This window comes from Breznakia blatticola (assembly GCF_004365815.1).
GTDB lineage: Bacteria > Bacillota_I > Bacilli_A > Erysipelotrichales > Erysipelotrichaceae > Breznakia > Breznakia blatticola.
On record NZ_SODD01000001.1, the window covers coordinates 77,708 to 89,471 of the forward strand.

Genomic DNA, 11,764 nt, shown 5'->3' on the forward strand with positions numbered 1-11,764 from the left:
ATATATACTAGAAATCTTTTTTCTCTTCATGAATGATGCGATAGACATTTTCAGCAACTTGTTTTGGGACAAGTTCTGTTAGTTCTTCCACACTTGCTGCTTTCATTTTTTTCATACTCTTATAGTGATTCCACAGTTTTTTACGACGCACACTACCAAGTCCTGGAATCTCATCCAAGATGGATTTTGTTTGTGCTTTACTACGTAATTTTTTATGGAAGGTAATCGCAAAGCGGTGAACTTCATCTTGCATTTGTGTCAACAAGAAAAATAGAGGTTGATCTTTTTTTACTGGAAGGATATTTCCTTCACTATCCATTAAACTAGCCGTTCTATGCTTATCATCTTTTACAAGTCCACATAGTGTAATATCAATATCTAGTGCATCTAGTATTTCTTTAGCTGCGTGGATTTGTCCAAGACCACCATCAACAATAAGTAAATCATTGGTTTTTCCTTGTTCTTTCAGTAAGCGGAAATATCGACGATAAATCACTTCTTTCATCGAATCTGTATCCGATACATATGTATCAAGCTTGTATGTTCGATAGTCTTTCTTTGATGGTTTTCCATCTTTAAAAACAACCATTCCAGACACATTAAATGCACCTGATATATGCGAGTTATCATAAATTTCAATCGTTGAAATCTTTTTACCAAGTAAGTTTGATAACTCTTCTAATGCCTCATTACGATTTTCATCTTTACGTTTTACTAACTCAAATTTATCGATATGTGATTTTTTCGCATTCTCTTTTACCATTTCCATCAAACGCAGTTTTTCTCCACGTTGTGGTTTAATGATCTTACATGGGAATACTTCGCTTAAATCCGTTTGGATATCCTTTGGTAAATAAAGAATTTGTGGATATGGATTTTTTTGATAGTACTGCATTAAGAAGGATACAAAGGCATCTTCTACTTCTTCATAAATTGGCGTTACACTTAATGCACGATCCAAGATTTTCCCACCTCGAATGAAGAACCCTTGGATACATAAATACCCTTTATCATAATAGTAGTTAAAGGCATCTTGATCCTTTTTATCAGCAAACTCAACGTGTTGGTTACTGGCCACATGATCAATGGACAAAATAAGTTCATGATATTCTTGTGCCCGCTCATAATCCATCTTTTCACTAGCTTCCATCATGCGGTTTTTTAATTGATCGACCACCGCTTTGGTATCACCATTTAGAAACTTACGAATTTCTGTCGCCATTTTTTGATAGATTTCTGGATCAATATCATGAATACAAGGTGCTAGACATTGTCCTAAATGATAATACAAACATGCACGATTTGGCATATGTTTACATTTTCGTAAAGGATAAATCTTATTCAATAAATCTTTTGTTTTATGTGCTGCACCAGCATCTGGAAAAGGTCCAAAGTAATACACATCTTTTCGTTTTGGATTTCGAATAACAGATAATACGGGTGCTTTATCCTTTGTTAGCATGATGTAGGGATAACTCTTATCATCCATAAACATAATATTGTATTTTGGTGTATATTTCTTAATTAAATTAATCTCAAGAATTAAACTTTCCTTCTCACTATCGGTAACGATGGTTTCAAAGTCATCAATATTTTGGACAAGACGTGTTGTTTTTGTATCATGGACACCACGAAAGTAGGAACGCACACGATTGTTTAACTTCTTTGCCTTCCCTACATAAATGATTGTTCCATGTTTATCTTTCATCATATAACAACCTGGTTTTGCTGGCAGCAAATCCAACTTGTCTTGAATCTTGTCCATATTTGCCATTTATTTTTTTCCTTTTAATGTCACAACAGTGGCTCCTAAGCCACCTTCTCCTTCGCCACCTAAACGATAGCTATCCACATATTTACTTTTCTTTAAATACTCGTGAATGGCTTTACGTAAGGCTCCAGTTCCTGCACCATGTACAATACGTACCGAATACATCTTTTGCACAACAGCATTATCAATATATTTCTCAACAATCGGTAATGCTTCTGCAACACGCATTCCAATGACGTTACATTCCATTGCCATCCGCGAATTACTTTGCATTGTTGTTTTAACTGATGCTTTTGCCTTCACTTTTGGTTTGAACGCAGGTACTAAATCTTTTGTCTTTACATTCATACGCATTCCATTTGTGAGGATGGTTGCTTTATTTCCTTTTAAGGAGATGATTTCTCCTTCATATTGTAAGCCTTTGACTTTCACATAGTCATGTAATTTGACTTCATATACTTTGTCATCTTGTACATCTTCTACAGTTTCACTTTTCAGTTTGGAAGCAACTGCAATCATTTCATGTTCTTTCACATCTTTTAAGGAACGTAATTCTTGCATAACTTCTTTTGCTTGTATGCGTGCATCTTCAAGAATTTCATTTGCTTCTAAACGCGCTTTACGTAAGAGTGTTTCTTTTTCTTCCAACTGTTTGTGTTTTGCTTTATCTAATTCTTCATGCATCAGTAGCAAACGTGCTTCATCATTTTTGAATTTACTTTGTGCTTCTAACAATTCTAGTTTATCTTTCTCTAATTGCTCAAGTAAGATTTCTTGATTACTAAAACTTTGTTCGCGTAGTGTTTGCGCAGTTTGTAAAATCTCAGGTTTGATATGATAACGTTTCGCAATTTCTAGTGCATTGGAATTCCCACTGAATCCTTCCATATACTTATACGTAGGTTCCATCGTATCTAAATTAAAGCCAACACTTGAAAGTAAAATTTCAGGTTGTGTTTTCGCATACTTCTTCACCCCTGAATAGTGTGTTGTAGCAATTGACATAACTTTATGTTCTTTTAAATACTCTAAGATTGCAATTGCAAGACATTCTCCTTCATTTGGATCTGTCCCGCTCCCTAACTCATCAAGTAAAACTAATGAATGGCTTGTTGCTGCATCAAAGATGCTAGCAAGTCTTGATAGATGTGCTGAAAAAGTGGATAGAGATTCCAAAATTGATTGAAAATCTCCAACATCAACAAATACATTATCAAATAGTGGAATAATGGCTTCATCACAAAGCACAGGTAATCCACTCATCGACATAATGGTGAATAATCCAATAGTTTTTAATGTTACGGTTTTTCCTCCCGTATTTGAACCACTGATTAGTAATATTGAATGCGGTTTTTCAATACGGTACGTATTGGCAACAACTTTCTTTTCATCAATTAATGGGTGACGTGCATCACGCATAAATAAGGTTGTTCCATCTTTTTGTAAATCTGCATAACATCCATTTGTTGAAAATGCATAATGTGCTTGAGCAAATAAGACATCTAATAAAGTTAGTGTCTCTAAATTTGCTTGCATTTCATCACTATATGGTTCAACCATTTTACACAACTCACGCATAATACGTTCCATTTCATTTTTTTCATTGGCACGTAAAGACTGTAGTTTGTTGTTTAGAATTAGTAGTTCTTCTGGTTCAATGTACACTGCTTGTCCTGATGCACTTTCATCATGCACAAATCCTTTGATTTTATTTTTATCACCAGCTTTAACAAGCAAAGTTGTTCGATTATTACGCGTTGCTGTAATTTGATCCATTAATGATCCACTATAACGTTGTAATAGTTCTCCTGTTTTTTTAGCAATATCACTTTCCGTTTGTTTCAATCCTTTACGGATGCGTGAAAGTTCTTCACTGGCATGATCTTTTACATCACCTGATGGATCAATTTTTCTTTCAATTTCCTCACCTAGTTTTGTAAAGTCACTCAATGCATCAAAATAGTCCATAACTAGTGGAACATCTATTTCGATATTTCGTTTATATGCTTGCATGTTTTTATATGATGCAAAAAACATTGCAACATCAAAAAGATCTGCACCACTTAATAGTTTTCCTTTTCCAACGCTTTTGAAAACATCGTACAAATCTTTAACTCCTGCAAATACAGGTGCTTGGTATCGTTCGTATAATTTTAAACTTTCTTTTCCACGGACAAGTTCACGACTTGCTTGTAGATATGAAAAGTTTGGTTGTTTATTTTGGATATACTGTTTCGATAATGAAAATGATGCATACTTTGCAATCAGTTCTTTTACCTCCTCAAAATCCAATCCTTTATAATCCTTCATAATATTTTCCTTCTATTCATTTATTGTATCAACCTTGTCAAATACATTAAGTACATTTTTAATGACAGGTATATTTTCTTGCATACATTCTTTTACTGGTTCTAAGTGTGCCTGTTTTAATACTTCTCTACCATTACTAAAAAGTGGACTTGCAAGTAACAAGACAACAAGGATGATATAAATACTTCCTTTTAATACAGCAAGTATACTTCCAAGAATTTGATTGATCGTTCCTACAACAGTAATATCGTTAAATTTCTTCGATAGTTTACGTAATATATAAAAAGCTAAATTAATCACTATAAAAAAGATGAAAAACGCAATAAGTTGCGTAGCACTTTTATCTAATGCTTGATTTACATGTACTTCACCGACGTTAATGCTTGCTTGAAATACAAAACCACTTTCACTTATCGCAATGGATACTAAGTAACTAGCAACCAAACTAACCAATAATGATGCAAACATCACAAGCTCTAATAATAATCCATTTTTATATCCTCTAATGGCATAAAAAATGAGAAGTGCTGCTAAAACTACGGGAATAAACATACTATATGTAATGGGAAATTCCATAAAAACCTACTTTCTGTTACTAGGACTATCATACAATGCAACCATAGGGAATGCAACTTTCCAAAGTTGTGTTATAATACTCAAAAAGGTGATTATGACAATAACAAAAACATATACAAAAAAACAAATCGATACACTCTATCAAGCGCTATCAAAACAAGGAGACATTCGTAAAACTCCACTATATGCCATCTTTCAAATCAAGATGAGTGATTGTACAATTACAGCATATGAATCAGGAAAAGTTGTCTTCCAAGGAACTGGTGCTTCTTTTTATGCAGGTGAAGATGAAAGTGATATCGTAAAGCCAACAAACCAACAAGTATTTCCCCAAAGCGGAAGTGATGAAGTTGGTACTGGAGATTACTTTGGACCAGTTGTCGTATGTGCAAGCCACGTGCGTCAAGAAGATGTAAAAAAACTTCATGCGCTTGGGGTTCAAGATTCAAAGAAAATGAAAGATGAGCAAATCATCAAAGTCGCAAAGGAATTAATTACGTTTATTCCCCACTCATTTCTCATATTAACCAATGAAAAATACAATCGTGTACACGAGCATTTCAATATGAATGCCATCAAGGCAAAGATGCACAACCAAGCATTTATCAATCTAGCAAATAAAGGTGTAACACTTGCCCAAATCTACGTGGATCAATTTACGCCACCAAAAAGCTATTTCCGCTATCTTCAAGGGGAACATTCAATTATTCGTGATATCCACTTTGAAACAAAAGCAGAAGATAAATATTTAAGTGTGGCATGTGCATCCATTATCGCACGCTACTACTTTCTAGATACAATGGATAAAATGAGCGAACATTACAACTTCACTTTTCCAAAAGGTGCTGGAGCACATGTTGATAAAGCCATTCGTGAATTCGTAGAAATCCATGGAAAAGAAACTTTACAACTAGTCGCAAAAACACATTTTTCAAATACAGAAAAAGCATTATCATAAACAAATAAAAAAGAACGGTTCTCCCACATGAGTCGTTCTTTTTTATACTTTTTCCTATCTTGAATGAAGTGAGGTATCCCTTCCATACCTTATTGATATTTATAGAATATCACAATTCATATAAATGTAACGCAAAAGTACTTCTTTTGGACAAATATGCAATTATTTGGAATAATTGGTAATTTTTGTGTGTTTTCCATGAAGAAAAAAAAAGCAGACCATCTAGATCTACTTCTTCTTACCATGATAATTTTTCAGGGCAACTGCGCAACCGATGGAAATTGTTCCAATACCGGCTACCCAGATAATCATGGCTTCACGGTTTTCTTTCGCTACTTTTTGGGCACGTGTACGTGATGTGCTAACTTCACGTTTGGTTGCAAAATCATTTGCATGATAATGTAGCGTAGCTTGCGAAACTGGTGAGAATAAACACGTGAGAGTTACTATCCCTTTACACACGAAAGCAGTAAAACTCATCATTTTTTCTCCTTGATTAGGTACTAATCACCCATATATTACACCCAAGAAAACCAAAAGTAAAGTTATATTTTAGAAATAATTTTATCCTTTAATCTATGTGTTTTATCTTTGTAAGCAAATGAATGGAAGCACCGTTTCATTCAAGGTATGATAGTTCTATAAAAGGAGATAATGTATATGGAAAAAATAATTGTTGTGGGTGCAAATCACGCCGGCACTGCAAGCATCAACACGATGTTAGACAACTACAAAAATATTGATGTTACGGTATTTGATGCAAATTCAAACATCTCATTTTTGGGTTGTGGAATGGCGTTATGGATTGGTAAACAAATTGCTGGTCCTGAGGGATTATTTTATTCGGACAAAGAACAATTAGAAGCAAAAGGGGCAAAAGTGTACATGAACACAAAAATCGATCACATCGATTACGAAAATAAAATCGTACACGCAACAACTTTTGATGGAAAACAAATGGAATCAAGCTATGACAAATTGATTTTAGCTACTGGTTCATTACCTATTGCACCTAAAATTCCTGGTGCAGACTTACAAAATGTACAATTTGTGAAATTATACCAAAATGCACAAGAAGTAATTGATAAATTAGAGCTTCATCCAGATATACAAGATATTGCTGTTGTAGGAGCTGGATATATTGGAGTAGAACTTGCCGAAGCTTTCCAACGTAATGGACGTAAAGTGCGTTTGATTGATGTTGCTAGCAGTTCACTATCAAGTTACTATGATCCAGAGTTCACAAAACTTATGGATGAAAATCTAAGTGAACATGGAATCGAGTTACATTATGGAGAATGTGTCCAAGCAATTAAAGGAACAGATAAAGTAGAAAGTATTCAAACCGATAAAGGCGAATATAAAGCCCAAATGGTTATTCTTGCAGTTGGTTTTAAACCAAATAACCTGCTTGGTGATAACCACTTAAAATTATTCAAAAATGGTGCATTCCTTGTGGATAAAACACAGAAGACGAGTGATGATAGTGTCTATGCGATTGGTGATTGTGCAACCGTATATGATAATGCCATTCAAGATACAAACTACATTGCTCTAGCAACGAATGCTGTACGAAGTGGAATTGTAGCTGCACACAATGTTTGTGGTACGCATTTAGAAAGTCTAGGCGTACAAGGAAGTAATGGAATTCATATTTATGGACTATCAATGGTTTCTACTGGACTTAGTTTACAAAAAGCAAAAGACTATGGTTTTGATGCACTAGCTACTGACTATGAAGACCTACAAAAACCTGCATTTGTGACTGAAGATAATCAACCAGTAAATATTCGTATTGTTTACGATAAAGAAACACGCAGAATTCTTGGTGCACAAATGGCAAGTATGTATGATATTTCTATGGGAATTCACATGTTCTCATTAGCAATCCAAGAAAAATTGACTATCGATCAATTAAAACTATTGGATTTATTTTTCTTACCACACTTCAACCAACCATACAACTACATAACTATGGCTGCACTAACTGCAAAGTAAAAAGGACTCGCGTCCTTTTTTTTATGATTCTTGATACTTACTTCCTTGTAACGTATACATAGTAGCATACACACCGTTTTGATTCATCAAGGTGTCATGACTTCCATCTTCTTTTACAATTCCATCTTCGATAAGAATAATTCGATCACTACTACGACAACTTGATAATCGATGACTAATCATTATCGATAATTTTGTATCAGTAATGTTTTTGAAATGATTGAATACTTCTTGTTCGGCTAGTGGATCCAGTGATGCGGTAGGTTCATCTAAAATCATCAACGAACCCTGCTTATAAATACTACGCGCAATGGCTAGTTTTTGTTCCTGTCCTTTGGATAGATTTACTCCATCGGCATCCATATCTTTAGCACATGCAGTATCTACTCCACGACTAAACTTCACTAACTCTTTTTCAAAATCTGCTTCGTGTAAAGCAAACTGTAAACGTTCTTCATCTACCTCGCTAAATGTAACATTTTCTTTAATTGAATAATGAAACATCCGAAAATCTTGAAATATAATTGCTAGTTGCTTTAAGTAACAATCATAATCTAGACTTTGAATATCTTTTCCATTTACTAATATTCTTCCACTTGTTGGTTCAAACAAGCGTGAGAGTAATTTAATAATGGTACTTTTTCCTGATCCATTTCGCCCAACTAGAGAGATAGTTTGTTTATCTTCAATGGAAAAACTTAATCCTTTTAAGACTTCTACATCACTTCCTGGATAGGAGAAGTGTACATCATCAAAGACAATTGAAGTAATTGGTTCATCAAACACTTCATCACCTTTTGGTGTATATGCAGCAATTTGATCATACAACTTTTTATATTCTTCAAGATATACAACTTGTGCATATGTTTGTAAATACTCAGTTTGTAATACATTTAGTGAAGCGTATAATGATAATGATGCATTTACGATTAAAATCAATTGCTCTGGTGCTAAATCTTGTTGCATCGAACGATATAGTAGAAATACATACATAAATATCATCAATCCCACATTCATAACCTTTGCGACTAATTCACGAATGTTGCGAGCACCATATAAACGATATCCACTTTGTAAGAACACATCAAACACTTCTTGTAATTTCTTTAATAAGAACGGTTGCATTTGATATACACGAATATCTTTGGCTAGTTGTGGATTTCGATAATTTGATAAGTAATACCAGTATTCTTTGTTTTGTTTCAAACTGTCTTTCGTGTCTTTCATTTCCATTTTTACAATGAGTTTATTCACCATGTAATTTACAAGCAAAACCGCTAAAATCACAAGAATTAGTAACCAATCATATTCAAACACAATAAACGAAACACTGAATATGACTAATATACTTTGCAGTAATTTTGGAATGGATAGAGCAAGTGCACCAACAACATTTAACTGCTCAATTGGAGAAATACCTAAATGAATTTGTTCAAGAAAATCAGGATTTTCCATTTGTGCATATGGTGTTTCCAGTAAATCATTTGAAATTTTATCATAAAGCATACCTTGAACAACTTCTTTCTCTACCCGTAAAGTCTTCATTAACTGAATGTATAATAAACGTAATACAAATAACACAGCTAGGAATATTACAACTTGAAGTAATGCAGCTTCACTTGTTTCGTTACTTAGTGCAGAAATTGCAACGGATGGTAAAAAGACAAGTAATAATGTAATTGCCGTTTGTAATAAAGCAGCAACTCCATGCTTAAGCATATAGTTTGGTTTTAATTTCATTACATGGGTAAGGAAGAAAGCGATTATTTTTATATTGTAAATCATGCCAGTTCCTCCTCTTTATAGTATTTAGCTTGTACTTGAAATAAATCATAGTACATTCCTTTTCTTTGCATAAGCTCTTCATGTGTACCAAACTCTGAAATGTTTTGGGCATCGACAAGTAAGATCTCATCACAGAAACTCGTACTTGCTAATCGATGCGAAATAAATAAAATCGTTTTATCATTATATTCATTATTGATTTTGTGGTAGAACTCATATTCCGCTATTGGATCAAGTGCACTGGTTGGTTCATCTAAAATCAAAATATCACGATGGTATGCAAGTGCACGTGCCATGAGTAGTTTTTGACTTTGCCCACCTGACAATAAAAGTCCTTCACTATCTACAAAACGTGTCAATTGTTTATCCCAACCATACGTTTTGATATCTTCATAGATACCTACTTGTTTTGTAATTTCAACGAGTTCTTCATCTGAACAATCATTTTGGAAAGTCAGATTTTCTTTTAATGAATATGGAAAGATATTCAACTCTTGAAATACAGGAGCAAACAATGTGAAGTAACTTTCCTTATCAATATTTTGGATATCTACACCATTGAAATAAATCGTTCCGCTTGTTGGTGGATATAAACCCATCAATAGTTTCATCATGGTTGTCTTACCAACTCCATTTAAACCGATAATTGCAAGTTTCTTACCTTGACGTAAAGTAAAGTTTAAATCCTTAAATACCATATGGGTGTTTCCAGGATAATGAAAATCTACATGTTCAAATACAATCTCCCATGTACTTGCTTCTGGTAATGGTTGTGCTTGTTTTTGATCATCTTCTTCATGTAAGTATTCAAACATACGAATGATACTTGGATACCGAAAACTAAGAGTTCGAAACCCTTCAAAGATTACTTCAAAAGCACTATTTACTTGCATAACTAAAGAGGTATAACTTGAAAATAATGGTAGTGATATGGTTTTTGCAAAATATGCCACAATGAGCACTCCATACATAACTCCATCTCGTATAAATTGATATACATTATCAAGATGCAAGATATGACTTTCCTTACGCTCCATTGGCGTCAAAGTTGCTTGGATTCGTTTAATAATTTGTTCGCGCTTTTCATGTATATAATCTTGCATACGATAAACACGTAACTCTTTTGCAAAACTTGCATCACGACTAATATCATTTAAATAAAATGACTCTCTCCATATACTTTGGTTTGTTTTTACTTGATGATCAGCAAAGTTACCAGCATCAAGTTTTAATTTCACATATAAAACAAACCATGCAATTGTGATAATCGGTATGATTGGATGAATTTGAAATGTTGCACCAATCGACACTGCAATAACACCAAGCGCTCCAGATATATGTGCAAGTTGCAAATAGAATCCTTGTACTCCTTCAATGCTTTGCAGTGGTAAAATCACAAGTTCTTGTTTATCTAAATGTTCTGGATCTTCAAATTTATGCAATGGCATATACATGTTTTTCTTCATCAACTCAAACATCAATTGATAGCGAATGGTATATCCTATTGGTGTATATAAATACCGCATAACTGCACCCATTAAGGAACTAATAAAAATAGTGACAAATAGCACAATGAGCATTTGCGCATCAATTTCTTTTTGCATTAGCATTGTCAAAACTTCTTTTGGCAATAAAAATAGTGCATATGTATAAATCCCACTAAAACAAAAATTCGCAAATAAAAGTAAAAAGTAGCTTTTCTTTTGTTTCCACATCTCGGCAAACAACAGTGAAACTGTCTTTTTAAATGTTCTTATGTTCTCCATATTCCCCCCTTTGTCTAAACACCAATGTGTTTCTTTTCTCTATTATATGTATGCATCAAATATCTATCTAGACTTTTAACGCAAGTGGTTTGATTTCTTTACCAAGTGGTTTTAAAAAAAGAATAAGCTTACTTGAACTTATTCTTAAAGAAATCCATGAACTTGTTATATGGTTCTTCTTGCTTAATGCAAAGTACCACTTCGTCAGGATCTTGATTTAATAATTCTTGAACTGTGAATGTAATGTATTTTTTTGGAAACATCTTTCCATGAATTTGTATTTCTTTTGAGAACATAGAAATTTTTGCTTTTTTCACATCTGCACGTTTAACATAGATGGGATCCCCATATCCGTCAAGTTCACGACTAATTGGTAAAATCACGATTTCATTTTCATTCTCGTCAAATCCAATAGCATAGCTTGCATACGTATATGTCGTTTTTCTTACAATAACGAAATTCATCATTCCTACATCAACACCGCATCCATATACCACTTCAAAACGGTCAGCATCTTCAATTACATCACAAAACAATTGTTTCATTGCTTCATAATTTTGTGTGCACACTTCATCACTTACTTTTCTAGCCATAAGTAGT

General features: G+C 33.7%; 9 protein-coding genes. 2 read left to right on the forward strand and 7 right to left on the reverse strand.

Annotation, left to right across the window (positions count from 1 at the left end; all coding sequences use genetic code 11):
• Positions 1-7 precede the first annotated feature (7 nt).
• The 3 genes from uvrC to EDD63_RS00460 are packed head-to-tail and all read right to left on the reverse strand — an operon-like array spanning position 8 to position 4,657.
• On the reverse strand, positions 8-1,774 hold the full coding sequence (uvrC, locus tag EDD63_RS00450) for an excinuclease ABC subunit UvrC (RefSeq protein WP_134167355.1): 1,767 nt from the start codon (positions 1,772-1,774) through the stop codon (positions 8-10).
• Positions 1,775-4,081 (reverse strand): endonuclease MutS2, encoded by a 2,307-nt coding sequence (locus EDD63_RS00455; protein WP_134167357.1) that lies wholly within the window; start codon positions 4,079-4,081, stop codon positions 1,775-1,777.
• Between the two features lie 12 nt (positions 4,082-4,093).
• The gene (locus EDD63_RS00460; protein ID WP_134167360.1) at positions 4,094-4,657 is read right to left on the reverse strand and encodes a CvpA family protein; all 564 of its coding nucleotides are present in this window, start codon (positions 4,655-4,657) and stop codon (positions 4,094-4,096) included.
• Between the two features lie 94 nt (positions 4,658-4,751).
• Here EDD63_RS00460 and rnhC point away from each other — a divergent pair, with 94 nt between their 5' ends.
• Positions 4,752-5,615 carry a ribonuclease HIII gene (rnhC, locus tag EDD63_RS00465; RefSeq protein WP_134167362.1) on the forward strand — a complete coding sequence of 288 codons (864 nt, stop codon included), beginning with the start codon at positions 4,752-4,754 and terminating at the stop codon, positions 5,613-5,615.
• A gap of 228 nt (positions 5,616-5,843) precedes the next feature.
• Here rnhC and EDD63_RS00470 read toward each other — a convergent pair whose 3' ends face one another.
• On the reverse strand, positions 5,844-6,095 hold the full coding sequence (locus EDD63_RS00470) for a hypothetical protein (protein WP_166667488.1): 252 nt from the start codon (positions 6,093-6,095) through the stop codon (positions 5,844-5,846).
• A 180-nt stretch (positions 6,096-6,275) separates the two neighbouring features.
• Between EDD63_RS00470 and nox the strand changes: the two genes are divergently transcribed.
• On the forward strand, positions 6,276-7,613 hold the full coding sequence (gene nox / locus EDD63_RS00475; protein WP_134167366.1) for a H2O-forming NADH oxidase: 1,338 nt from the start codon (positions 6,276-6,278) through the stop codon (positions 7,611-7,613).
• 21 nt (positions 7,614-7,634) lie between these two features.
• Here the strand turns inward: nox and EDD63_RS00480 are convergent, their stop codons facing one another.
• From EDD63_RS00480 to EDD63_RS00490, 3 genes are all read right to left on the reverse strand, one after another.
• Complete coding sequence (locus EDD63_RS00480) at positions 7,635-9,398, reverse strand: ABC transporter ATP-binding protein (RefSeq protein ID WP_134167368.1); 1,764 nt, start codon at positions 9,396-9,398, stop codon at positions 7,635-7,637.
• Complete coding sequence (locus EDD63_RS00485; protein ID WP_134167370.1) at positions 9,395-11,164, reverse strand: ABC transporter ATP-binding protein; 1,770 nt, start codon at positions 11,162-11,164, stop codon at positions 9,395-9,397. Before EDD63_RS00485 ends, EDD63_RS00480 begins: the two co-directional genes overlap by 4 nt.
• A 128-nt stretch (positions 11,165-11,292) precedes the next feature.
• The gene (locus EDD63_RS00490; RefSeq protein ID WP_134167372.1) at positions 11,293-11,757 is read right to left on the reverse strand and encodes a hypothetical protein; all 465 of its coding nucleotides are present in this window, start codon (positions 11,755-11,757) and stop codon (positions 11,293-11,295) included.
• Positions 11,758-11,764 lie beyond the last annotated feature (7 nt).